Origin of the sequence: Flammeovirga aprica JL-4, from assembly GCF_012844305.1 — a bacterium.
Lineage (GTDB): Bacteria > Bacteroidota > Bacteroidia > Cytophagales > Flammeovirgaceae > Flammeovirga > Flammeovirga aprica.
The window spans coordinates 1-26,114 of sequence record NZ_JABANE010000061.1; the positions used below are offsets into that span (position 1 = coordinate 1).

The 26,114-nt window shown below is 35.3% G+C and carries 17 protein-coding genes and 1 other RNA gene; 6 read left to right on the forward strand and 12 right to left on the reverse strand.

Annotated features, from left to right (window positions below; translation table 11 throughout):
* The first annotated feature begins 129 nt into the window (after positions 1-129).
* Positions 130-768 (forward strand): trimeric intracellular cation channel family protein, encoded by a 639-nt coding sequence (locus HHU12_RS35840; RefSeq protein ID WP_205959936.1) that lies wholly within the window; start codon positions 130-132, stop codon positions 766-768.
* 121 nt (positions 769-889) lie between these two features.
* Positions 890-2,584: a leucine-rich repeat domain-containing protein gene (locus HHU12_RS20230; protein WP_169658557.1), complete on the forward strand. Its 1,695-nt coding sequence runs from the start codon at positions 890-892 to the stop codon at positions 2,582-2,584.
* Positions 2,585-2,647: 63 nt separating this feature from the next.
* On the opposite strand, the gene HHU12_RS20235 is transcribed toward HHU12_RS20230, so the two are convergent.
* The 4 genes from HHU12_RS20235 to HHU12_RS20250 form a co-directional block, all read right to left on the reverse strand.
* Positions 2,648-2,884 (reverse strand): hypothetical protein, encoded by a 237-nt coding sequence (locus HHU12_RS20235; RefSeq protein ID WP_169658558.1) that lies wholly within the window; start codon positions 2,882-2,884, stop codon positions 2,648-2,650.
* 374 nt (positions 2,885-3,258) lie between these two features.
* Complete coding sequence (locus tag HHU12_RS20240; protein WP_169658559.1) at positions 3,259-3,801, reverse strand: hypothetical protein; 543 nt, start codon at positions 3,799-3,801, stop codon at positions 3,259-3,261.
* 326 nt (positions 3,802-4,127) lie between these two features.
* Positions 4,128-5,999, reverse strand: coding sequence for a SusD/RagB family nutrient-binding outer membrane lipoprotein (locus HHU12_RS20245; RefSeq protein ID WP_169658560.1), 1,872 nt, complete (start codon positions 5,997-5,999; stop codon positions 4,128-4,130).
* A gap of 10 nt (positions 6,000-6,009) precedes the next feature.
* On the reverse strand, positions 6,010-9,108 hold the full coding sequence (locus HHU12_RS20250) for a SusC/RagA family TonB-linked outer membrane protein (protein WP_169658561.1): 3,099 nt from the start codon (positions 9,106-9,108) through the stop codon (positions 6,010-6,012).
* A gap of 1,650 nt (positions 9,109-10,758) precedes the next feature.
* Between HHU12_RS20250 and HHU12_RS20255 the strand changes: the two genes are divergently transcribed.
* Entirely contained in the window at positions 10,759-13,848 is a 3,090-nt protein-coding gene (locus HHU12_RS20255; RefSeq protein ID WP_169658562.1) for a SusC/RagA family TonB-linked outer membrane protein, read from the forward strand.
* A gap of 67 nt (positions 13,849-13,915) precedes the next feature.
* The gene (locus HHU12_RS20260; RefSeq protein ID WP_169658563.1) at positions 13,916-15,829 is read left to right on the forward strand and encodes a SusD/RagB family nutrient-binding outer membrane lipoprotein; all 1,914 of its coding nucleotides are present in this window, start codon (positions 13,916-13,918) and stop codon (positions 15,827-15,829) included.
* Between the two features lie 146 nt (positions 15,830-15,975).
* Here HHU12_RS20260 and HHU12_RS20265 read toward each other — a convergent pair whose 3' ends face one another.
* Positions 15,976-17,598, reverse strand: coding sequence for a hypothetical protein (locus HHU12_RS20265; protein ID WP_169658564.1), 1,623 nt, complete (start codon positions 17,596-17,598; stop codon positions 15,976-15,978).
* A 626-nt stretch (positions 17,599-18,224) separates the two neighbouring features.
* Here HHU12_RS20265 and ssrA point away from each other — a divergent pair.
* Positions 18,225-18,633: a transfer-messenger RNA gene (gene ssrA / locus HHU12_RS20270) on the forward strand.
* 153 nt (positions 18,634-18,786) lie between these two features.
* On the opposite strand, the gene HHU12_RS20275 is transcribed toward ssrA, so the two are convergent.
* The 3 genes from HHU12_RS20275 to HHU12_RS20285 all read right to left on the reverse strand — a co-directional run bounded on the left by HHU12_RS20275 (position 18,787) and on the right by HHU12_RS20285 (position 20,787).
* On the reverse strand, positions 18,787-19,053 hold the full coding sequence (locus tag HHU12_RS20275) for a hypothetical protein (protein ID WP_169658565.1): 267 nt from the start codon (positions 19,051-19,053) through the stop codon (positions 18,787-18,789).
* Positions 19,054-19,116: 63 nt separating this feature from the next.
* Positions 19,117-20,103, reverse strand: coding sequence for a hypothetical protein (locus HHU12_RS20280; RefSeq protein WP_169658566.1), 987 nt, complete (start codon positions 20,101-20,103; stop codon positions 19,117-19,119).
* An 87-nt stretch (positions 20,104-20,190) separates the two neighbouring features.
* Positions 20,191-20,787, reverse strand: coding sequence for a hypothetical protein (locus tag HHU12_RS20285; RefSeq protein ID WP_169658567.1), 597 nt, complete (start codon positions 20,785-20,787; stop codon positions 20,191-20,193).
* A gap of 528 nt (positions 20,788-21,315) precedes the next feature.
* Between HHU12_RS20285 and HHU12_RS20290 the strand changes: the two genes are divergently transcribed.
* On the forward strand, positions 21,316-22,041 hold the full coding sequence (locus tag HHU12_RS20290) for a DNA-binding domain-containing protein (protein ID WP_169658568.1): 726 nt from the start codon (positions 21,316-21,318) through the stop codon (positions 22,039-22,041).
* A gap of 716 nt (positions 22,042-22,757) precedes the next feature.
* On the opposite strand, the gene HHU12_RS20295 is transcribed toward HHU12_RS20290, so the two are convergent.
* From HHU12_RS20295 to HHU12_RS20310, 4 genes are all read right to left on the reverse strand, one after another.
* Complete coding sequence (locus HHU12_RS20295) at positions 22,758-23,735, reverse strand: Fic family protein (protein ID WP_240971039.1); 978 nt, start codon at positions 23,733-23,735, stop codon at positions 22,758-22,760.
* 320 nt (positions 23,736-24,055) lie between these two features.
* Entirely contained in the window at positions 24,056-24,742 is a 687-nt protein-coding gene (locus tag HHU12_RS20300; RefSeq protein WP_169658570.1) for a TIGR00266 family protein, read from the reverse strand.
* Between the two features lie 3 nt (positions 24,743-24,745).
* A complete protein-coding gene (locus tag HHU12_RS20305; protein WP_169658571.1) occupies positions 24,746-25,447 on the reverse strand; it encodes a TIGR00266 family protein in 702 nt (233 codons plus the stop codon).
* Positions 25,448-25,449: 2 nt separating this feature from the next.
* Positions 25,450-26,109, reverse strand: coding sequence for a TIGR00266 family protein (locus tag HHU12_RS20310; protein ID WP_169658572.1), 660 nt, complete (start codon positions 26,107-26,109; stop codon positions 25,450-25,452).
* Positions 26,110-26,114: the final 5 nt, after the last annotated feature.

The window sequence follows — 26,114 nt, forward strand, 5'->3', positions numbered from 1 at the left end:
TGCAAATCTGCCTTGATTAGAATAAAAAATATTAAACTAAAATCATCCCTTTTCTTCTGTCACAGTACTTACCTCCTCTTTTTATAAGAGGCTAATTTTATTATTCATTTCGTTAAACTAAGTTATTCAGTGAAAGAAATCATCTATTACATAGGCGTTGTCGGTTCCTTCGCATTAGCAATTTCAGGTGCTTTGGTGGGGATGCAAAAGAAATTAGATCCTTTTGGCGTGATCATCGTAGCCTTTGTAACTGCAGTTGGAGGTGGCACTCTGAGAGATGTTTTAATAGAACAAAGAGATGTATTTTGGATTGCAGATCCAAGTTACATTTATTTTATTCTTGCCGGAGCCATATGCGCAATGATATTTCAAAATAAACTAGATCGTTTTAGAACCTCTTTACTGCTTTTTGATACGATAGGTCTAGCCTTATTTTCAGTAGCCGGTGTACAAATTGGACTTACTTATGATTTACCCTATATCATCTGTATTATATTGGGGGTAATCACTGGTTCATTTGGAGGTGTTTCAAGGGATATTCTGGTAAACGAAATCCCTGTAGTCTTTCAAAAAGAAATTTATGCTACGATCAGTATCGTTGGTGCTGTTTTTTATATCGTTTTACATCATCTAGAAATCAACCGCCTCATCACAGAACTCCTTCCTATTTCTACAATTTTTATTTTGAGAACTTGGGTGGTATATAAAGAAATCACTTTACCTTCTATTTATAAGAATGATGAGACTGTGGATGAAGAGGATTGGTAAGGCGTCCGAAAAGAAGATGAAAACAAATTAATATTTATCCTCAAATAATTTTCAGCTTCGCTATAAATTCTCTTATTTTAGCTTTTAAAAAAACTGAATCAGAATTCAAACTATTGATTAAATGAAAAACTATTCACTAGCAATAATTTCAGTCCTACTGCTATTATTAAGTAACTGTTCCCTTGTTGATAAGGAAGAAACAACACCTTCTGTGGCTGAAGGATATTTAAATCTAGAAGAGATTTCTATCAATTTAAATAACAAAACAGTCGTACTCCCACCTGAAATGATCAACATTACTTATAAAAGTAAAAAAGAAAATGGGCAATTCAGCAGCGAGTTTACAAAAGAAGGTTATGACTTGTCGGAGATACCTTTTTCTCCTGGCTCATACAAGGTCATAATACAAAGATCTGACAACAAGACACCTTTACCAGGAGTTCCGCTTACAATCTTACTTGAGAAAGAGTTTGAAATAGAGGACCAAGAGACCCTAACACTCAATATAAATGAGGAAATAACTATTGATGACAAACTAATGAGTGTAAGTATTACTGATAATTTATTTTCAAAATTTGAAAACTTAAAAGTCACTTTTAAAAGTAAGTCAGGAGAATATATTATCGACAAGGAAAATAATCAAGTTGACAATACATTCTTTGTGGAAGAGGAAGCATATGTAGTAGAATGCCAAGCTGATATTAATGGCAAGACTAAGTATCTTACAAAAGTTATTCTTGCTGACGTCGACTCTCTGTTTAGAGATTCAATTGTTATTGACGATGTATTAGGTGGAAGCTCACCTTTTTCTGATAGTAACACTACTTTATCTCTTTTAACATATTTCAGATTAGTTTCTGGTTTTGAATCTGATAAAAATGGGCAAGTATACTTTAGTGCTAACAAAAAAGAAGGAGCACAACATGTATCTGAAATTGAGATCTATAGATTTCATATACCATACAATAGACTTTCAAGCTCTTTGAGTGTGGCTCCGAAAGATTTTACAAATTATGACTCTTTGTCCACTTTAATTATTGAAGATTCAGACTTCTCTATGCTTCCTGAAAATCTTACTCAACTAGAATACCTTAGACTCTTTAATAGTAATTTCAATACTTTACCAAAGAATGTCACCAACTTAAAAAGTGCAATCATTGTATGGAATTCATTTGACAGTAATGACAGAGACGATATACAAGATTTTTTAACCAGCAATAAGAATCTAGAATTCTGTCAAATAAATGAGAATAGTTTAAAATCATACCCTGATTTATCTTTGTGTACAAAACTAAAGCACATTGTATTAAATGGTATTGACCATAATAATTCTCAAGTATTACCAGAATGGGTGAGCAAGCTTTCCAACTTAGAAAGTCTAACCTATCGTAAAGGAGTCGATACTTCTATTCCTGAATCTATCAAGAATTTACAAAAGCTTCAACAACTTACGTTTGAAAATTGCAAATTGACTAACATACCTGAGTGGATTGAAGAATTACCTCAGCTTCAGGAAATCAATTTTACATCAAATCAAATAGATGGAGAGATCCCTACCAAATTATTTAATTGTGATCAACTTAAGAAAATATACTTAACTAGAAATGCTCTAACTGGTAATATCTCCCCTGACTTCTCAAAATTGAAAAACTTAACACATCTATATCTCAACGAAAACAATTTAACAGGAGACATACCTAGTGATATATCACAATTGAATAATCTTGAGTATTTACACCTTCAGTTTAACGACCTCAATACAGACAATATCCCTCAAGAGATCCTAAATATGAATCTTATAGAATTTAAATATTAAAAAAAAGAGCTTCTTCCAATTAAGGGAGAAGCTCTTATAATATGATTGATTAATAATGTGGTTCTATTTTTCAGGTTCAAATTCAGGATTTTGCTCAATTCCTCGACTAATCATGAATGGCCAAACGCCACTGAATATTAAAATTGGAACATATACATAATAACGTTGGGGAACGACGATTCCCTGTGAAAGTAATAACGATTTGATATAAGCAAAAGCAAATAATAAAACGATCGTCAAAACGATTCCAAACTGCGCGATAGGCATCAACTGTATAGATCCAAATTTAATAGGTTTCATATAGTAACGAGGTTTAAATTTTCTATTTCTTAATATACAATTTATATACGTAAATATAATGACAATGTTGGATTATTTGTGTATTTTCTACAATTAATACTATTCTTATAAAATTTCAATTAATAGAATACCAAAATAGCCCAAAACAACACAAAAATTAAGAAAATGAAATATTCATACTTCTAATAAGACAATTTATATTAAGCCCAACACCTGAATTGATTTGTTAATTAGTCCAAATATTTCACAGAGAATAAACGTTGTGAATTTGACGATAATATTGTTTTAAATTTTGGTCTTTTATTTTGTTAAATGAGCTTAATGAAATGATAATTTTTGTAAACTATTCCAGATGATTTATAAGGTGTTTTACTCTACTCTTTCCTCATCCAAAAATTAATATGATACTTATAAGTATAACCATTCACTCTTTTTGCTTTATCATAATAACAATAGATTTGATTAGGTTTATCCTCGTACAGCTTGGCTTTTATTCTAGTGCTCCCCACTCTCAAGTAGGCTCTTGTATAAGGCAGAGAATCTTTTGCTTCTGTACTTAATATATTCCATTCCCAATCATCCATGTGCAAGCCATCTTGAAATAAGAAGTCTTCATCTACAATAAAATATCTTTTGATATCTGTATCGTCAAGACTTTTCTTCGTATCCCAATCGATCATTCCATCAATACCGGCATCAAGGGAAAAGATAAAATCTACTTCACCAGGACCATAATTATAAGTGGCTGATAATTCTCTTGTTTGAACATCAAAGTTGGTTACAAAATTTGCTTTTTGAGCAGACCAATTTGATGTGCTGATAATGTTAGTATTTCTCAACTCTTCAATAGAAGGGTCTGAATAGGTTTCACAGGAAAGTACTCCTAAGATCAATGGGATGTATAATAAATATTTCATTTGCTTTTTGGATATGATTAATTACGAATACTATAACAAGATGCTATCCCGCGAAAGTTTCCACTTAAAGGCGTCCTGCTATAGATTCTTTATTTAATGCATCACTTTTTTTGTACTTGCTTGAATAGTGAAAAAGTTTCTTCCAAAAAGAAAAGGTGATGCCTCAAAGAAGCACCACCTTTTTATCTTCACTTTTTAATCATGAACAAGTTAATATTCATTGATTTATACTCTTTTCTAGAAATAGAGCTATAGAATTATTAGATCGCTGGATTTCTGAAAAGAATAAAAACTCCTACAAAATAATTATATATAATTCATCCGTTTTAGTTCTTCTTACTCATAAACTGGTAAGCAGTAATAAAATCTGATGAAGGGTTTTCACTTTGGTTATCCACAGCACCATTCGCATTTGAAGGGTTTACTGTGAACTCTCTGTTTGGATAAGGGAATCTATTTGATCTGTAGAAACCTGTAATACCACCTGTGTGTAATTCTACTGATTGGCTACCAGTTGCAATGGCATCGTCATTCTCCAATGGGTTTTTGTCCATTACAGGAACCTCTACATTGGCCTCATTTCTTGTATTTGCTTTCACAAACGACGGGTAATGTGTTCTATTCCAAATTGCAAATGAGTTATAACCATTCCCTATTTGAGACAACCAATGTTGGTAAACGATATCTTCTAGAGCATCTCCGTTTTTACCTAAGTCATTACCAACTTGATTTATGTAATCTTGCACTGCACCTTCCCAGTTATAACTAGGGTTTGTTTGATCCTTATACAAATCAACAAATGCACTTACATAATCAGCACCACTGTAGAATGTAGGGTACTTTTTGATGGCATGCTCTACACCTGTTTTAAAGTGAGAACTGATGTCTGCAGAAACCCATCCTCTTTGCGCCGCTTCAGCAATCATAAAGTGAACTTCATCAGAAGCTAAAATCATTGTTGGAGAAGTCGCATTTAAGATTGTAGCTGGGTTTACAGCCACTAACTGTCCATACTGACCGCCATCTTTAAAAGTATAACCAAGGTTATTCACTGCATTACCATCTGAATCTGTTTTTGTCATAGTATATGCTGAATATTCAATATTACCATCTGCAATAAAGATACCTCTGTTACCATCAGGTCTGTCACCTTCTTTTACACCACGGTAGTGAATTCTCTTGAATTCGTTTCCTTCATTATCATTGTAAGCAAATGGATCATAGTCTGTATATTGATCTGTATTCAAAAATGCAGCTGTTGATGATCCTCTGTTATCAATATGTGAAGCTACCCAGAAAAGACGTGGATCTGCTTTCTCTTGCATTGAAACTAATGCGTTGTGAGAAAGGAATTGATAAGACTGTCCACCTACTCTACCTTCGTTGGCTACACCAGAACCATTGACTGTTTGTCCCCAAGGACCGTCACTTTCGTTGTGCTCCAATACTGCTGACTCTGTTAAAGAAGTAATATAGTTACCTGTGCTGTATGCTGCATTGAAGATCTCTCTACCTTTTGCATCATCACCTTCAGCCATGAAAAGACCGATTTTCATCAATAATGAGTTGGCTAATCTTTCCCAAGCGGCCGCATTGCCAGCGAAGTAAAAATCATCTGAGAATAATTCACCATTAGAAAGGTTCTCTCTCGCTTCAAGAAGTTCTTCAGCCATTGACTCAAAGATCTCTTGCTGTGTATCATATTTTGGATATAAAACACCTTCTGAATAACCTTTACCTGCTTCAGAGTAAGGAACATCACCATACATAGCAGTAATTCTCAAGAAGTTAATCACTTTTACAATTGAAACTTGTGCTAACTTACCTGTGTTTTCTTCTCCATTCTCGTCCATTCTCTTGTTAAGACGAACTTGGATGTCCTCAAGGTTCTTCACGATATCACCATAGAACAATGTCCAAGTTGCTTCTGTGAAAGCATCACTTCTGTTGAAACCTTGCCCTTGTGTATATTGAGGGTTGGCTGTTAAACCTGACATTGGACCTGCCATAATCAAGTTACCTCTGTATCCTTCATGACCACTTGAGAACAATTTGGCTTGGATAAAAGTAAACTGGTACTTTGGGTCCATATCACCACTTGTATAGTCGTTGTCATTCATTTCACGGAAAAGATCCGTACAAGAAGATGTAAGGGCTGCTAAAGCCACTACGAATATATTTATGATTAATTTTTTCATGAGATGTAGATTAGAAATTAGCGTTTAATTTGAAACCAAATGTTCTAGGTAGAGGCATGTTAAACATTTCAATACCTTGACCGTTACCTGATGTAAATGATGCTTCAGGGTCAATATTTGGTGTATTTCTCCATAAGTAACCTAAGTTGTTACCGTAAGCAGTAAACGCTAAGTTTCTGAATGGAGTTTTTTCCAATGTTTTCGCTGGTAAGCGGTAAGAGATCGATACCTCTCTTAATTTGATGAATGATGCATCATAAACGAAATGCTCATCAATTAAAGCCACTTGTCTATAGTATAATTCTGGATCAACCGAACCGTTGAAAGGCTCACCATTTTCCAATACTAAGTTACCAGGGTTCCAGCCGTTACCGTAGTAGAAATCATGTCTACCTTCAATCGTATCCACGTGCTTACCATTAGAGTACATTGATGCGTTTGTCTGCGAGTAGATTTGACCACCAAACTTACCATCAATCAATACTGATAATGAGAAGTTTTTATAGTTGAATGTGTTTCTTAAACCTGCCATCCAAGGTTGAATAGAGTTACCAATTTCTGAAACTTCATCTGATACTAATGGAAGACCGTTCTCATTTACTACAACATGTCCTGCATCATCTCTCACATACGTTTTACCCATAATCACACCGTAAGCTTGACCAGGAATCGCTTGAACTGAAACTGATCCAGATGTTGGCATTAGTAAGTAAGACTCCACTCCTTCTGTCAATGAAACTACTTGGTTTTCATTGTAAGCGGCTGTCACAGTCATGTCCCAACGGAAGTTATCTGTTTGAACTGGGCTGTAGTTGATCATTAATTCCACACCTCTGTTTTGAATTTCACCAGCATTAATTAAAGCTTGGTTGTATCCTGATGCGTTAGAAACGTCTACTGGTAAAATCTGATCCGTAGCTACTTGATTGTAGTATGCGATATCGAAACCTAATTTATTGTCGAATAATCTTAAGTCTAAACCAAATTCATAAGAGTTAGACATTGAAGGTCTTAAGTTCTGGTTTGGAATCACAGATCCTTCGATACCACCCATTGGGAATCCAAAACCTGGACGTCCACCCAACATACCGTTTACATTATACTGTAAGTACAAGCTGTAAGGGTCTGTATCTGAACCCACTTGTGCCCATGATGCTCTCAACTTACCAAATGATAACCATTCAGGTGTATTCCAGTCCATATCTGAGAATACCCATGATGCTGAAACTGAAGGGTAGAAATATGAATTGTTATCTAAAGGAAGTGTTGATGACCAGTCATTACGACCTGAAACATCTAAGAATAAGAATCCTTTATAACCAATTGAAGCTGTAGCGTATACTGAAGCAATTGCTCTTTCGTATCTGCTGAATGCTAAGAATCTATCTGAACCTGCACCTGGATGTTGCTGATCATCAGAAATAAAGTTTACTGAACCTGCGTCTGTTGCATCAATCAATTGGTGCATATAAGAACCACCTGCAGTTGCATTTACATCAAAGTTTCCAAATTTCTTACTGTACTGTAAAAGAAAATCAAAGTTGTTTTCTGCACTAAGGTTTGTTCTTTCAAACGCTCTACCTTGCTCATATCTTGGAGTATAAAGAGGGTCAAGAACATTTTGTCTGAATGATGTAACGTCTGTACCACCACGAGCAACTAAGTTAAGGTTTTCGTTAAACTCATAGTTTAAGCTTAACATACCTAACATACGATCTTGCTTGTCATAGTTTTGTACTTCATTCATTGTCCAGTAAGGGTTGCTATTGATTTGATCATAACCTACAGGACGTCCATTTGAATCTTTATAATTGTTTTTCAACCAATCCATGCTAATTGTATTAGGAATACCCATTAAAGCATTTTGGTAGTTGTATACCGAGTTACCCATCGCCATTCTGTTATTCGCTTCCTGGTGAGTGTATGTAACTCTTGAGTCTACTGTCAATTTATCATTGATCATTTTTGTTGTACCTCTCAAGTTGAAGGTATGTCTGTTGAAAGTTGAATTCTCAACGTTACCTTGGTTACTCATGTTTGAGTAAGAGAAACGTACATTTGATGATTCGTTACCACCTGTCAATGAAATACTGTTGTTGAATGTTACACCAGTTCTGTATAATTCATCATAAATATTATAATGCTGAACAGTTCTTGTTTTACCGTCAAAATATTTATCAGTAGTCATACCTGGAGTAAGCATAGGACCCCACATTCTGTTACCTTCCGTAGATCTAGGGTCAACTGGGAAGTCACCCATTGTACCGTGAGCATATTGGTTTTGCATTGTTGGAGTAATACCAACCACGTCAAAGTTTACGCCTGTTGAGAAGTCAATTCCTAAACCTTGTCTTTTCTCACCAGACTTTGTAGTAATTAAGATTACACCGTTAATAGCACGTGTACCGTATAATGCAGTTGCAGCAGGACCTTTAAGTACTGACATTGACTCGATATCATCAGGGTTGATTGACGAAAGACCGTCACCTGTATCAATACCACCGTTGTCATGGTCATCTGCATTTTCGAAGTTAGAGTTACTCATTGGTACACCATCCACTACATATAATGGCTGGTTAGAACCTGAAAGTACTGCATTACCACGAATTGTTACGTTTGATGATGAAGCAGGACCTGAAACTGGAGTAATTTGAACACCAGCTACTTTACCATTTAATGAGTTCATTAAATTGGCTGATGAGTTTTCACCAATATCTTCCGATTTCACTTCAGAAACTGCATAACCAAGCGATCTTTCTTCACGCTTGATACCAAGGGCTGTTACCACCACTTCTTCTAGTTCTTCAGCATCTGCTTCAAGGCCTACTTGAATATTATCAGCGTTAGAAACATTAAAATCAGTAGTTTTATAACCAATAAAAGAAAATGTAAGTGTATTATTTTCAGTAGATGGAATGATAACAGAGAAGTTTCCGTCGAAGTCTGTTACCGCTCCAAGGCTCGTACCTTTAATTAATACGTTCACACCTGGCAATGGAGAGTTGTCGGCCGCATCAGTCACCGTACCTTTTACAGTACGTTCTTGAGCATACAATGCGCCTGTTGTAAGCATAAACATGCTTAACAGCATTAAGTAAAATTTACTCATTTTCAGTATTAGATTAGTGTAGTAGTTAAAATTGACTTTAGTCAAAAATATTTTTTTTGAACCATGCTATTTTGCCAAAGGATATCGGCTTAAGCACCAAAGCAATAATAAATTACTTTTGCTTTAGCACTTGCTAGAAATTTCTATAAGTACAATGCACTTATTAATTGGTAGAATTTCATCGGTTTTATTTTAGCAAATGGTCGTAGTTTTTATAGCATAATTTTAAAATAGTATTACTCTTTTATAGCTATGAAATAGTAATAACTATTCGGACATTAATTCACATCCTAGTTAAGTATAAAAGCTCTTCTGATTAAACTTGTAAAAATCTTTCATTTCAAATATTGAGTTTCAGTTTAATGATTAGTATAACATCGAGATAAGTCAGACAGCTTTAAAAGTGTCTTGTTTACATTACAAATGTAGTATCATGCACGAATACGCACAACGTAAAAGGTTTTTTTAATACTATTTTGCGTTTTTATAGTTAAAAACACTCAAATTCCGCATTTTACTTTAACAAACAAGCATAAACGGGAATTTTTATGCATGTTTTAAGTGCAAACAGACGTTAACTGGCAGTAACAATTGCAAGAATAAAGGACGTTTTTAATGAAGAATTAAGAAGGAAGAATGAAGAAAAAATGGTTCGTGCATTGTTACTTGAAATGACTTCCATTAAGATTCTCTTAAATATTGCATTACCCCCTTCTATATTAGAGTAGTCTATACTTTTAATAATACACTTATTTTAGTATTGCATTACAGCCACTCCCAAAAACCACAACACGATCCACCTTCATTCTTCATTCTTCATTCTTCATTCTTCATTCTTCATTCTTCATTCTTCATTCAAGATAAATTCAACTTGAATGACATCAAACATTATTATTTTAAATAAATCAATAGAAATACTGCTTTTTATTTTACTGCAAAAGGCAGATTAATCTCATCAGGTAAATCTTTTCATCGGTATCACACAATGCTTATTCATGCACACCCTATCAACTAGAAAAACTTTCCAATTTCATAGTCCAAAAAAGGACTGTTTCTATAGTAGATTACAATTTAAAAAAAGGCTAAATTTAACCCATAACATTGTTTATAACATCTTTAAAGTAATATTAATATTTTTTATTAACCCTTCAAAAAACACTATAGAAACAGTGTTTTTCTTTTATTACCAGTGTTAAAATGGACCAAAAACATGCACCTCGAAAGCACAAACATGCAACATCGTGCATTTTGTTATTGCATTTTAAAAACAATCGTATACATTTGTGTTCATAATACACTTACAAAGTGTTTATACACAAACAAAATAAATCAAAACATACAGAGTTTATATTAAAGCAAAGATTTTTCGCACGATAACTTAAGTTACTAAGAATGAATTTTTACTGCATTTTTTAAATCGTTAAGTACTAAGCCAAAAATATTTGATAATTAATTTTTAATTATTTTTTGTGAGTACAACGCAAAAAAACGGATGAATAGTGGTTCTATTGACTGTTTTTTTAAGGCAGTAATCGCAAAACAATAATTTGAATTAGTATTAAATAATTTTGTCTTAGTAATTAAACCTAAATAGATGCATAATATAACCTCTTAATGTAAACTATTTTTATTAACTCATTTATCCGTAAAATGAAAAGAATTTTACATTCCATCAGTCTGATGATTGTATTGTTCATGACTTGTACGCTTACACTTCATGCACAAGAACAGTTGATCACAGGTTCTATTAAAGATACAATGACGGGTGAACCACTTATTGGTGCGTCTATCAAAATCAAAGGAACTTCAAAAGGGTCGATTACCGATTTTAATGGAGAGTTTAAACTTCAGGCGGGCCCGAATAGTATCTTACAGATTTCTTATATCGGTTATAAATCAAAAGAAATCAACGTAAACAATCAATCCACAATCAACATCAAACTAGATCCTGATGCTACTGAAATGGAAGAATTAGTAGTGGTAGGTCTTGGCGTTGAAAGAGAAGAAAGATCACTAGGTTATGCGGTTCAGGAAGTTTCTGGAGATGACCTTGGTGCTGTTACTTCTTCTTCCAATGTGATGAACAACCTAAGCGGTAAAGTTGCGGGTGTACAGATCAATCAAGTAGGTGGTTCGCCGGGTTCTTCTTCCAATGTTGTGATACGTGGTAATGCAATTCTTGACGGTTCCAATCAACCGTTATACGTAATAGATGGTATCCCGATGAACAACTCCAATATTGCCAATGCCAACGATGGCGACAGTGGCGGTATTGATACAGGTGACGGTATGTCAGGTATCAACGCAGAGGATATTGAATCCATCAACGTGCTGAAAGGACCTGCTGCTACGGCGATTTACGGTTCAAGAGGTATCAATGGTGTAATCATGATCACAACCAAATCAGGTAAAGGTGGTCAGAAAGGTTTGGGTGTAGATTTTTCTCACTCTTCTACCATCAGTACTTTGGGGATTACTCCTGACAATCAAGAAGAATACGCTCATGGTACAAACGGCATGTTCCCTACTGACCCAAGACGTGATTATGGCATGTGGGGTCCTAAAGTGACACCAGGTATGACTACTGATAAATATTATGACGGTCAAGAAAGAAACGTGCAATTCTATGACAACTATGACTTATTCTTCAAACCTTCTTATACTGCCAATACAGGTGTAGCGTTGACAAAAGTATCTGATGCAGGAACGCTTCGTTTCTCTTACTCAAACATGTCAAACAACGGTAATACGGATAATCAAAGTTATGAGAGAAATACTTTCTCACTAAGAGGGACAAGTGATATTTCTGACAAATTCCATATTGATGCTCGTATGAACTACATCAAAGAGGAAGCCTATAACAGACCGTACATGGGTAACAACGTCAACAACTACATGAGCAATATCAATGCAATTCCAAACACTTATGATGTGACTTGGATGAAGGATTATAAAGATGAAGACGGACGTCCGATCGGTTATAACGAAAATAACGAAAACCCTTACTGGACAATGTATGAGACGAAATTCCATGATACAAAAGACAGAATTTTGGGTATGGCTACTGCCACTTATGATATCACAGACCACTTGAAAGTACAAGGTAGAGCAGGTACAGATTATACTGCTTGGAGAGCTGATGTTTTACAACCTTTGTATACACCTTGGTATGAGTCAGGAAGAGCTTATGAAAGAACACAGCTTGACAGAGAAGATAACTTTGATGCCATGGTGACTTATGATAATAAGTTTGGAAAGTTTGATGTTGTGGCCAATGTAGGTACTTCATACATGCACATCTACAGAAGATATTCTGACACAGGTTCTTCTAACTTCTCAGATCCATTACAGCAAAATCCTCAATCAGGTTCTGACCGTTTTTCATCTTACGACACGTATGAGAAAGCCATCAGTTCTGTATACGCCACTGCTTCTATCGGTTATAATGGTTACTTATTCTTAGATGTTTCTGGCCGTAATGACTGGTCTTCAACACTTCCTTTAGATAACAACTCTTACTTCTACCCTTCTATCAGTGGTTCATGGGTATTCTCAGATATGGATTGGGACACTCCAGATTGGTTGACTTTTGGTAAAGTGAGAGCTTCATGGGCAAAGGTAGGTTCTGATACAGACCCTTATATGTTGCAACAGTACTACCAAATTGATGGTCAAACGCAAGATGGTCTTCAAACAGGTGCTATTTATGGCAATACCATCAACAACAGTCAGCTAAAACCTTCAATGCAGACTTCATATGAATTGGGTATGAACTTAAGAATGTTTGATGACCGCGTGAATTTAGACATGACATACTATAATTCAAGTTCTGTGGATCAGATTATGAAAGTGCGTATTCCTGAATCATCAGGTTATGAAGATGCCATTATCAACGCTGGTGAAATCATCAACAAAGGTGTGGAAATCTCTCTAGGGTATGATGTGATCAGAAAGAAAGACATGAACTGGCATACACAAGTGAACTTCGCTTACAACTACAATGAAGTGATTTCATTATCTGAAGGAGTTGACCAGTATTTAGTAGGTGAAGGTCCGGTAAATATTGTAGCAGCGCCAGGGCAAGCGTATGGTACTATTATGGGTACGGCTTACAAAAGAGATGACAGCGGCAACATCATTGTAAACGAAGATGGTATGCCAATGGTGGAAGATGGATATCAGCAAATCGGTAATGGTGTTCAGCCGTTTATGGTAGGTTGGGTCAACCGCTTCCAATACAAAAATTTCTCTTTCGGCATGGTGATCGATGCGAAGTTTGGTGGTGACATCTACTCTTCTACAAATGCCAATATGTACTCTAATGGTAAACACCAAGATACGGCAGACGGTAGAAACACAATGCACGAAACGGGTACTTACAACCCTGGAGGAATGGTTTACGAAAACGGAGAGCCTTTCACTGGATTCACAAACGATCAAGACCTTCAAAACTACTACCAAACAGTAGCAGGAATTGATGAAGCGCACGTTTATGACGCTTCTTACATTAGAGTGGCTGAAATTTCAGTGGGTTACACATTCCCTAAAACGATGGTCAAAAGTGCAAAAATGCAAAACCTTCAGTTATCATTCGTAGCTTCTAACTTAGGCTACTTATGGAAGAATACTGATAACATTGACCCTGCCGCTAGTTTTGCTTACGGAAATGCTCAAGGTATGGAAGTGGGATCTTACCCTCTGCCAAGAACATTCGGTTTAAAACTAAACGCTAAATTTTAATTAATCCATACACTTCTGCCACTTGTAAAAAGGAGGTGGCGGAACTACCTATAAATTGATAAAAACGATGAAAGCAAACCAACTATTTTTGGGGGCTGTTTTAGCCGCAAGTATGTTTTCTTGTACAAATAAATTTGAAGAAATGAACTCAGATCCTTGGGCTTCTGATGAAATGAACCCTAAGTATCAGTTCACTCACATTCAAAACAAACCTTATACAGACGGTGGTGAATCATGGAGAACACAAATCATCATGACTGGCCCTATGTCTCAAGCTACCGGTAACTTATACGCTGCAGGCGAAGCATTCAGCACTTCATATAAAGACTGGGCTTGGAACAACATCTATAAGGATGTGATGAAAAACGTAGCCGATTTAGAGGCAAATCTTCCTGCCACTTCTGCTCAATTAGGTCAGGTGAAAATTACAAAGGTGATTGACATGCTGAAAGTGTTGTCACTTTATGGTGATATCCCTTATACAGAAGCAGGAAAAGGATATGTGGAGCAAATTTTATATCCTAAATACGACCCTCAGCAAGTAGCTTTGGAAGCAATGGTGACGGACTTGAAAGAAGGACGAGACTTTGTCGCTAACGGAGAGACATTTACAGATGATTTCTACTACAGAGGTGACGCTTCTAAATGGCAAAAATTGGCCAACTCATTATTAATGAAAGTTGCACTTTACATGTCAGAAAGTGATGCTGGAAGAGCAAAAGAAATATTCTCAGAAGCATTCACTCACTCTGCTGGTTATATTTCTTCTTTGGATGAGTCAGCAAAATTAGAGCACTCTTTAAATGGCGGTCCTTGGGGGCAACATATGAATGGTGTAGGTGCATGTATGACTTCTCAAGTAGGTGGTTTTGCTTATGGATATATCAGTGAAACTTCATTGAAATCAATGCAATCACGTAAAGACCCGCGTTTATTCTGGGTGACAGGTATGCATGATTACTCTTCTTCTCCATCAAAAATGGTCATTCCTTCTGAAGATTTTGATCCATTTGAAATGGCGGAGGAATGGGGAACTCCTTACAAGCCTGTTTCATTAAGAGGAACAAGAATGGGTGATCAAGATGGTCAAACAGCCGTTTTTGCAGTGGAAGCGGATGGTGATATCAACAATGCATCGCCTGTGAATGCCGCTTATTTTGCCAGAATGAATAATGGTGACTTAAAAATCAACGATAAATATCGTTTAGAAGACGGCGGTGATAAATTTATTTTCGCCTCATTAAACAACATGACTTTATTCAACCCACTTTCACCTACCATGATCATGGGTTCTGATGAAGTGAATTTTATGATTGCAGAAGCAATTGAGAAAAACCTTATCAGTGGTAATACACAACAGTTTTTTGAAGCAGGTATCAGAGATGCATTTGATAAATACAACCGCTTCTACCCTGGTTCTGATTATGTAGAGGGGGCTATTGATGCTTATGAAACAACAGAAGATGGTCAAGGGTTTGATTACAATGCAGCAAAAGAAAACTACATTGCTTCTGAAGTAATGGCCTTCGCTTCGTCTGCCAACAAATTAGACAACATCATCTACCAAGCATGGATTTCACAAATTGGTCACGGTATCAACACTTTCACACTTTGGAACAGAACACACCTTCCTTCTTTTGTAACACCTGAGTTGGATAGAAATCAATACGAAACACTTGATATCCCTGTATACAAAGTAGACCCAAGAGATGAAATCACAGCCGGTCGTCCGATGCCTGAGGTAGTAGGTTACAAAACAATTCCTTTCCACTCTCCTGGTACTACTTCATATGTAAGATCAAGAAGATTTGACTATCCAAATAACGAGATGTCAAGTAATGCGACAAACTACAATGAAGCAGTAGAAAGACAAAGAGCAGAAGCAAATGGCAACACTAATCAGTTCAACACTGTAGACCAATGGCTTTCGTATAAAGGAACATTCCCTAACAGCAAGGGAGTGGAACTTATCAAAGAATAGTATTTTTCATATTTTCAGATAGATTAGACAGAGGGGTGCCGGGGTCAGACGGCATCCCTTTTTATTTTATCTAGGGCGTTTTTTTCACCTTACTTAAAATCTTAACAAGCTTTCTATCAACCTACCCTAATTTATGGAAATAAATTTTAGCGTGGAGGGTGTATTGAATGTAAATGCATCATTTGCATATTATGCTGATACATCCACATTTGATGACGTAATATGTCATTTTGATTAGAGAAGAACCAATATTGACTATTAATATTTAATTTAAATGGCAATACAAAAGTGGTTGGCTTCTTCATCGGCTTTGAATCAGCATATGCCATTTTCAGTTTACCTTTCTTTCCTCCATTCAATAATTGCTCTTTTACAAAACTATCCACCTTTTTATCAAAATCAGTATTCGTCCTGTTCAGGATTTTATATTCTCTAATAACCCCCATTTTATCTGTCCACACTTGCACCAAAATTGGCCTTAAAATAGGTTTATCACTAAGGAAAGAATCATCTATATACTTATCAAAAAGCTTATTTAGCTTTGCTACTTTTAAAGGGTTTTTAGGATCAGTAATGTTGCTGTATTCTTTACCTTTATGTTTGGTATATACCTCTTTCACCAAAAGATTTTCATTTCTTATCCTCTTTTTAGTATTATCTAATACATCCATATAATCTTTCCATTCTGCAAGACGGTCATCATCCATGAAATTAAAATAGCATTCTGTTGTATTATTCATCCTATCCTCTCGTAAATCATATTTATAAAGCAATTTACCTTCATGATAAACTTTCCCACTTTTCATTTTGTCTCTATCATATAGCATTTTCATGACCAATTCACCATCAATAAAGAAGGAAGACGGGCCTTGTTTTTCTCCATTTTTTTTGGTGCTCCACTCTATGCTATAAACCTTCTGATCATCCAATGAATAATACTCTTCTGTATAGCTTCTGTCATTCAATGCCGTGACTAATGAATAATATTGAAAAGACTCAGCTGTTTTTGTCTTTCTGAAATATTGGTCATAATACTCTTTTTTCTTGTAGACATGCCTATTTGTCACCAAAGCAAGATTGATTAAAGCTCCAATATTTCCTTCATTTTCCTTATAGTTAATTTCATATCGCCCTATCATGTTAGTGTAAAAATTCACCTTTTTGTGTTCGATGTTTTCACTAGCAGCAATGACATTATCATAATCCACGAAATACTTTTTAATCACTGCATCGATTGATTCTTTTTGAGGGTTAATTTCCTCCCATCGCTCCTCCCCACTTTTTTTTGCGATATATGTTTGGTGAAGAATAGATTTATCGTAATTATTATTATAGATTTTTGCAAAGGTAGTACTATCAAGCTTGGCAATAAATTGTACAAAAGTTGGCCTTTCCCTTGTTCTACCTCTAAAGTGAATATTTTGAGCGACAAAAAAGGAATCCAACCCTACTTTCGCCCCTGAAAAGGTATCTACAGACAATACGACTTCTGAACCTGTTTCATTTTTCATGGCAAGTTTAGCATCTTCAAACTTCATTAATCGTTTTTCACTTTTACCATCTTTATAATAAAGAATAGAAGGCATATAATTACCAAGATCCTTTGAAATACTCACCATCGGAGCATAAGAGATAGGGTCGATGTAGCCATGAATAGGCAGACCTCCAGCATCAAAAAGCAATCCCACTTTTTGTTGTGCCTGAGTTTTGAAAGAGAGCATTATTAACAACATCAAAGAAGCTAATAATAAAAAAGTTTGCTTGTTCATATCAGTTTAAAAATTAGTAAGTCCTGTGACAAAAGAAATAGAACAATAATATCGTGCACCACGACTGGAAGTCATGGGCTTATGGGAAGCTATCCCATTCTCCAACTTTCATTATAAACTTGATATATCTCAAAGATTTACAGTTTATATAACCTTGCTAAATAAAAATAAGCTAAATATTATTATCAATATTTGATCAATGAGTTATCTTCCCAAAAGTCCATAATTTCAATTATGGGAATTTAAAGGTAAAAAAAGTGGTTTGTGTTGTGGTTCAATAATTTTTGGCAGAATATCATTTATGAAGGATCCAGTTGTAGGGATGTTGCATTGCAACGTCCACTGAACCACCATAAAAACCATTTTATGAACCACAATTCTTCATTCTTCCCTTTTAACTCTTCCCTAAAAACATTTCTTTTGTCCTAGTTCTTATATAAGACAATCAGAATGCAATTCTAAAGCTAAATATTCAATTTACCAATAAGCAATACCTCTCCCCAACACAACTTCCTAATCCTCAAACCAATAGCACTTTTTATCTATTTTTTAATAAAAATAGTTTCCAAAATCCATTGAAATAGCTAATTTTGTAGTCCACTCAAAAGAGGGTGGCCAGTTAACTTGGGGTCGACTGGTTTTGACAGGCTGAGATTTTGCAAGTATAAGCATGCAGGCTCATGGGATGAGAGCCTTGAAAGATAATTCCAAAATCTAGTTGGCAACAATTCGTTTGCTATGGCTGCCTAGTCTCCCTTAGGGTTGTAGACATCTGGGCTTAAATGGTTGAACGCACTTGCGTTCCCGAGCTACATCGTCCTTTGCCTTGATCTTTGGGCGAAGAATCGGCGGTGCCGTAATCATTGATCTAGTCGGATACCTGCTGTGGGTTGAAGATGAAGCTTTAAGCAGATAAGGATAAGTTTAGGTTGTTTCCGGCTGGGCTTCTCTCGAAAATTTAAGAGAAACTAAGCATGTAGAAGGCTTGACGGAGTCCTTCTCTGGACGAGGGTTCGACTCCCTCCGACTCCACTAGAAACCGCGTTTACAGTAATGTAAGGGCGGTTTTTTTTATTTTTAAGGGAAAAAAGTGGTGAAATGATAAAACCACCAACTTTCACATAAAAGTTGATGGTACATTATTCATCATTTTAGATATTTACACCCATAGTAAACTCCTTTGGGTCATTACAACCAATTACTATTCATGACACAGTCTATAATTGATAATATGGGTTTACCCAATTTCACAATGAGGAAGCTGACTGCTTTTAAAGTGAGATAAAGTTCGCTTACTTTTCCATCTAAAAGTTTTCTCTTAGAATTTACTTGTTTTATTTGTTCTGCTGACAAAGTTGCGACTTTATTTTCGAGTTGAATCAACCTTTTTTCTAAGGATTTATTAGGGTTGTTAATAGAAGTACCTATTACAATTTTTAAAAATAAATTTTTCATAATGTAAAGGTATCTATCGGCAAAATTGGAATAGTTGGATCCAATTGGAACTTAATATTCCAATTAAATAAAGTCTTTAATAATCTCTTTTAATTCATTTATTTCTTTTTTCCTTTTTAAATCCCCTGCTTTTTCCAGCTGCTGCCGAAATCCTTCTGATAAACTTTTTAAAGAAGTTGATTGATTCCCTATGCATAAACTCCTAAAAGAAGATACCCTTTGCTCATCTGTTAAGTAATAATCTTCATTTAATAATTCTAATTCTTGTAAAGCTTTATATAGAATTGATAAATCCTTTCCCTTAGCACTATCAGTAAATTTTGATTTTAAATATTCTAATAGTTTTTCATTACTACTTACGTTATTTAATAACTCAAATTTTAGATATTCTGGCTCATCACTATCGAAGTCCTGAATATTATCTTTTTTCCAATTGCTTTGAGGATTAATAATAAAACTATTAGGTAAGGTAATCCTATCTCCTTTTCTTAAGTGTTCAATTCCTTCCTCAAGACTATTTACAGTAATAGTTCTTTGTTCAAACCTTTCATATTCATTTATCTTCTTATCTTCTTTAAAATAATCAAATAGTCTTTTTGTTAATTCATCCAATTCTGTAAAGAAAAAATCTAATGATAAAAAACTTTTATGAGTATGAGTCCTATAGAACAAATACTTTTGTTTATAGTCAAAAATGTCTTCTAAGTCATTTTCATTAAATTTTTCTTTGAGAGTATCTATCTCTGCTTCAATACCATTGAAATAATAAAGTGGAGATTCAAATGAACTACACACTTCTAATTCAATTGCTTTTTGTTTGATTAATAAACAGGTATTTTCTTGTAACAAATCATACTTTATGTTCAACTTTTCATTTAATGAATTGTATTCTATCCTTTCTTTATAGTTAACATCTGGCTCTAATTTTTTCTTTTCCGCTGATAGCCTATTTATTTCCTCAATCAATGAATTATACTTGTTAAATGCATCAATATTAGAATATAAAAAATCAATAAATTGGAAAAGAGAATTTATTTTATCAGTTATCATACTTAATTAATTTTAGTTTCATCTATTCTTGCTGAAGCAGCATATGAAGATATTTTTTCCAAACACCTTTTTGTTCGTGTTGTTAAATTATGATTTCAAATTATACCCCAAAAACTCCCTGCTCATTTCCGGATTATTAAAAGATCTAGCTATTGCTTCTCTTTGTTCCAATTGTTTACTTTCTCTTGGTTTTATGATAAATCGATAATGTGCATTTTTGAAACCTTCAGGGTCATTACATTTCAATTGTGAATCAGGAGTTTTCAACCCTTTTCTGAACGTTTGATATACTGTTGATTTAGCTTGTTCTGTTTCTATCAAACCTAACTTGTTGTCAGTTGAATTCACATCATTCAGATGACTCATAATATGAAATAAGGATCTTAAAGGTCCATTAATAAACTCACCATTGTTTTCTACTCCTCGGATCAGAATCCCACCAAAGCCAGTTTTTCCTCTTAATGTGATATCAAACCCCATTTTATGAAACCTCCATTTCCCTTCTTTTTCATTATGCTGATGGGTATAGGCATCTTGATGTTTTTTTTCAGAATAGTAATAAAATTCTATTTCGGTAAATGAAAAATGTTCACCATTTACGTTCAACTTTTTAGTGAACAAGAGCTCGTTTGCTAATCTTTCAAATTCTTTTTCAATTTGGTCTTCGTCAATAAAAAAATCCATGGTTAAATCTTTGTTTGTTATAATTGGCTATTTCCTATCATAAGTGATATAAATATAAGGAGAAGCATGAACATTTTATAACATCATACAATTTGAATTTCTGCTTTTAATGGTGTTTCTTATCTTTCGCAAGTCAGAAGACTTGCCCAATAGTCAGTTCCAAGTGACTCTCGCACTTAACACTTGAAACAGGGTGTGGTAAATTACCACCGTAATGTAGAGCCACAATGCTTTGTGGCTAACGAACCACTTTGTAAAAAATTAAGTAACAAAGTCTATTGAATGGTGTTAAAATCAATATATTGAAGAAAATAAAAATGCAAACACTTGTAAATAAGCTATCTTACTCTTATCATTACAGCCGATTTGAATAAACTATGTTACTGAGACGATTCTGCATTGTTATACCTTAAAAACGAAACTAACTTCATCTAAAAACCTGCTTAAATAGGTGTATATAACAATATTTCTCATCATCAACGATTCAAATCCTATTTTAATTTTCACAACTTAAATCAAACATTTGCCATGGCAAAAGAAACCAACAAAGTGGACATACAGTTGTATGATCTCGCCGTTACCCCAGATCCTAATGACTATTTTGGTAGAGTAAGAAGCAAAGGAACTATTGACAATGAAACGATAGCTAGTCGTATCAAAAAAGAGGGTTCTGAATACCAAGCTGAAACTATAATTGAATTACTTAATCGTGCAGACCGTATCAAGGGAGAAGGTTTGGCACAAGGCTACAATGTCAATACAGGTTTTGTCAATGCAAGACTGAGTGTCAGCGGTGTATTTTATGAAGAGGTTTTTGATCCTAAAAAACACCAACTCAACGCTAGTATTAATCTAACTTCTAATACTAAAGAATTGATTGATGAAACTAAAGTGACGGTACTTGGTCAGGCACAAACCGGCCCTGTATTACTAAAAGTAGTGGATAGTTTTACGGGTGAAGTCAACGCCCAAATCACTCCTAATAATGCAATGACCATTTATGGTGATCGGATTAAAATTGATGGTTCAGAGGAGTTCAAGGATGAAGTGGGATTGTTCTTTATCAATCTTGATGATCAAAGCCGTACGAAAGTAACGCAACTGATCAATAATGAAAATAAAGCGGTCATCTTTATGGTGCCTGCGTTAGCAAAAGGCAACTATGAGTTGGAGTTAGTTACTCAACTTAATAGAAATGCTTTACTTAAAGCACCCCGCTCTGAAAAATTGGAAGCTGTGCTGATCGTCAATTAGAACGTTTTAGATAAGCAGGTTTTTAGCATCGCCCCTTTTATATTTTTTGATATTAAAGGGGCTTTTTGATGTCCCAATGAAGATACAACGTGTACATGCTAGGATGTACGGTGTGTACACGCTAGCACTTACATACCATACATGCTAGGACCTACGATGTGTACACGCTAGCACTTACATATCGTACATGCTAGGATCTACGATGTGTACACGCTAGCACTTACATGCCGTACATGCTAGGATCTACGGTGTGTACACGCTAGCACTTACATACCATACATGCTAGGATCTACGGTGTGTACACGCTAGCACTTACATGCCGTACATGCTAGGATCTACGGTGTGTACACGCTAGCACTTACATACCATACATGCTAGGATCTACGGTGTGTACACGCTAGCACTTACATGCCGTACATGCTAGGACCTACGGTGTGTACAGACTAGCACTTACATACCGTATATGCTAGGACTTTCGATGTGTACACAATCAGGAGGTGTATATAATAACGTGCACCAGGATTAAAATCATGGGCAGGTGACCAACACTAAAGAGTTGTCTTCGTTACCAACCTTCAAGACTTCAGTCTTGATGAGGTTGCACTATTACCTGTGGGGCTGTCCTTTTCTTAAGGATGATGTAAAATTGAAGTGTGCAGTCAATGTGCACATGTGGAATAATGAATGTTATTTTATCACTCGTGTTGATCTATTACTTATTTTGATAAAAGCTGAAATAATGGTTCATTAATAAAGTAGTTTTGATTACCCAATTTATGCTTTACCAAAAGTCCATCTTTTGCTAGTTTATTGAGATAACCTGAGGCAGTCACTCTGGAAATAGATAACTCATCCATTAGAAATTCTATTTTGGTATAAGGGTGCTTAAATAAGTTATTCAACAAATCCTGACTATAGAATTTATAATTCGCACGAATTTGTTGTTTATACTGCATCATTAATTTTTTAATATCATGAATTCGTTGAATCGTATCTAATGCTGTTGTTTCAACTCCTTTAATCATAAAAAGTAACCATTCCTGCCATTCTTCATTATCTCTTACTCCTTGTAAGAGGTTATAATATTCCGCTTTATGATGAATGATATAATTACTTAAGTATAAAATGGGTAATTCTTGTAAACCTTGAAGTACAAGGTAAAGAATATTAATAATCCTTCCCGTTCTTCCATTTCCATCATAAAAAGGATGGATACTCTCAAACTGAAAATGTAATAATGCCATTTTTATCAATGGGTCAATATCATCCATTTCTGGAGTATTAATATATACTTCTAAATTTGACATTAACTTTTCTACTTCCTGTTTATGTTGAGGAGGAGTATAAATTACCTCCCCTGTTTTGGCGTTTTTTAATGAAGTTCCGGGTACACTTCTAAAACCTGCATTATTCTTTTCTAGCTCTTCCTGAATACTTAATATTGTTTTATTTGTTAGTAGTTCTTCCTCCTTTGTTTTATAATATCCCTTTTTAAGTGCTGAAATATAGTTTTGAACTTCCTTTGCTTCTAAAGAAGATACATTCACGAGGTTTAAAGTAGATTTATATAAATCATCATGAGTAGTAATAATGTTTTCTACTTCAGAACTGTCTTTTGCTTCTTGTAATGCTAATGTATTTAAGAGAATTTCTTGATTTGGAATTGAGGATACTTCTCCTTTTAATTCTGCCAATGCAAAATGGGCTTTTGGCAACGCTTTAAGTACTGAGTACTGCTTTTGATTCTAAATCATAAGATTTATAAGGTATCGTATCTAATTTCCACATTATTAATTCTATTTTCTTTATTGTGTATGTAAAGAAAATAGAAAAATCTTTACATAGGTCATTTAGTATGTAAAGAAAATGAGAAAATCTTTACATAGTTGATATCACTTATGTAGAATCTCATCATAAGCCCACTTGCTCAATAATCCACCATACGTAACACTACCCCCTAAAACAGAATAATCAAAAAAAAATCCATCCGATTTCTCAGATGGATTTTTGAATATTAATTCTTCTTTTTTGCTGGACGGTAAGGGTAAATCCAACTTGTAAATGGCCCTACCTTTCTCGTTTGGATCCATACTTTTCCTTTTCCAGAAAAACGGCAAACTAAGCCTTCTCCGGAGAAGAAAAGGGATTTATAACCTCCCACTTTTGAGATATTATAGTCTAAGCCTTCTGTGAAAGCGACAATGTGACCTGTATCGACAACATAGCCGTCTTCTACATCAATTTCTATGATTCCGCCATAAGAGTTGAACCACAGGTCTCCTGTTCCTGAACATTTTATCAAGAACAAGCTTTCGCCTGAGAAGAAGCCTTTTGTTAACCCTTGGAATTTTGTTTCTACTTCAACACTCATTGCTGAAGCTACAAATGCAGAACTCTGAAGGTAAATTGATTCATTCTCTAAATACACATGTTCTACATCGCCTGGAGCGCCTGGGGCAATTTGAATTTCTCCTGCTCCATTCTTTGCTTCAAACTCGTTAATGAAAAGTGATTCTCCAGAGAAAATTCTACTGAATCCACCTTTCATTTTTGTATGCATTTCGATGTTGGTGTCCATCGTTGCCATTGCCGAAGCTTCTACTTTTATTTTTTCTCCCGAAGGGATGTTGACTGTGATAAAACCAAAATCAGGTTTACAGTCAAATCTAAAATCTAATCCTTTTTTATCTTCTGTAAGCATGATCTATCTTGGTCTTAATGTTGGTCCTAAAATTTGTCCGAATGAACTTGGGTTATGGGATTGTACCCAAACGGTTCCTTTGCCTTTAAACTTACACACCAAGCCTTCTCCGCCAAGGAATGAACTCACCCAGCTTTTTCCAGCTTTAGTTACTTCAAAGTTTAATGTCTCTTCGAAAGCAACGATATGCCCTGTATCTACGATATAATCACCATCAATTTCTAGTGGATAAATAGCACCATATGAATTGAAGATTACAGTACCTTGACCATTTAAATTCAACCAGAAAGCACTTTCTCCTGAGAAGAAACTTTTAAAACCCTGCCAGTTAAAATCTACTTCAACGTCTGGCGATGAGGCCACGTATGAACCCGCTTGAACAACTAGCCCCTCACCATGTAACTCATGCGTCATCATATCACCTGCTAGGGTTGCACTTAACCAAACGGTTCCAGGCTCGTTTCCTGCCGAATAGTGATTCATGAAAAAGCTCTCTCCCGATAGCATTCTTTTTAGACCTTTCATGATGCCTCCTCCACTTTTCTTATGCGTGGTGGTAGTCATCTTAATGGATGGACTCATGGCAATCATTGCTCCTGCCTCGGCAGTGAAATGTTGTCCTGGCTCCAAATCTATTTTGACAGCTGATGCCCCTGGCCCCAACTGAATCTCAGTTTTTAATGATGTTTTTAATAGTTCTGCCATGATTATAAGTTTCTATTTACCCATGATGTCATCCCAGACAAACTTCTTGTCTGAATAAAAATCTTTCCTGAACCTTCTACTCTAGTTACTAATCCCTCACCTCCAAAAAGAGAAGAGAAAATACCACCAGACAGTTGAGGCTTCAGTTTCATTCCTGGCTCATAACCAACCAAGTGACTTGTATCGACAATAAATTCGCCATTGACCTCTCTTTCGATTAAACCACCGAAAGAACCAAAAATGACTTTTCCATGTCCAGATACCATCAATTTAAAGAGGCCTTCTCCGCCTATCCAAGAACCAAAACCAGCCCATTTTACACCCAGTTTTAAATCTGGCGTAGATGCGATATATGCTCCTTGCTGTAAACAGAAACTCTCTCCATTCAGCTCCTTCACCTCCATATCTCCAGGTGTCGGTTGAGTAATAGTTAGAGTAAGAGGTTCTGAAGTGTTGTTGGTAAAACGGTTTACAAAAAGTGTTTCACCACCGAAGACTTTTTTAAGTATGGCATTAAAAAATCCTCCATTGAGTTCGGCAGTCATATCAAGTTGAGCTGACATACTTGACATCGCATCTGATTCTGCGACAAACGACTCCCCGGGTTCAATTGTGACATGAACATGGGCAAAAGCAGGTTTGCCTTTAACGTCTAAATTCATAAAAA